This is a genomic window from Cellulosimicrobium composti (assembly GCF_009711085.1).
Taxonomy (GTDB): domain Bacteria; phylum Actinomycetota; class Actinomycetes; order Actinomycetales; family Cellulomonadaceae; genus Cellulosimicrobium; species Cellulosimicrobium composti.
The window spans coordinates 1-866 of record NZ_WMKA01000119.1; the positions used below are offsets into that span (position 1 = coordinate 1).

An 866-nucleotide genomic window follows, 5' to 3' on the forward strand; every position below is an offset into this window, starting at 1 on the left:
CCTGCGGCGGGGGCGGGTGTCGGACGACCTGCGGCAGGTGTTCCTGACCGGCGGACGCCAGGGCGACGTGTTCTACCGCGACCGGTGGTCCCACGACAAGGTCGTGCGCTCCACCCACGGCGTGAACTGCACCGGCTCGTGCTCGTGGAAGGTCTACGTCAAGGACGGCATCATCACCTGGGAGACCCAGCAGACCGACTACCCCTCCGTCGGCCCCGACTCCCCCGAGTACGAACCCCGCGGCTGCCCCCGCGGCGCCGCGTTCTCCTGGTACACCTACTCCCCCACCCGCGTGCGCTACCCCTACGTCCGCGCCACCCTGCTCGACCTGTACCGGCGCGCGAAGAGCACCGTGGGCGGCGACCCCGTCCTCGCGTGGGAGATGCTCACCTCCGACCCCGACGCGTCCCGCGCCTACAAGGCCGCACGCGGCAAGGGCGGCCTCGTGCGCGCCACCTGGGACGAGGCCGCCGAGATCGTCGCCGCCGCCCACGTGCACACCATCAAGACCTACGGACCCGACCGCGTCGCCGGGTTCTCCCCCATCCCCGCCATGTCCATGGTCTCCCACGGCGTCGGCGCCCGCTTCGTCCAGATGCTCGGCGGCACCATGCTCTCGTTCTACGACTGGTACGCCGACCTGCCCGTCGCCTCCCCCCAGGTCTTCGGCGACCAGACCGACGTCCCCGAGTCCGCCGACTGGTGGAACGCCACCTACTGCCTCATGTGGGGCTCCAACGTCCCGGTCACCCGCACCCCCGACGCCCACTTCATGACCGAGGCCCGCTACCGCGGGCAGAAGGTCGTCGTCATCTCCCCGGACTACGCCGACAACACCAAGTTCGCCGACGAATGGCTCGCCCCCC

General features: G+C 71.0%; 1 protein-coding gene. It reads left to right on the top strand.

Annotation, left to right across the window (positions count from 1 at the left end):
* Position 1: 1 nt before the first annotated feature.
* Positions 2-866 (top strand): molybdopterin-dependent oxidoreductase (locus GJV82_RS19215; RefSeq protein WP_318657852.1); only part of this gene is annotated, 865 nt, incomplete at its 3' end.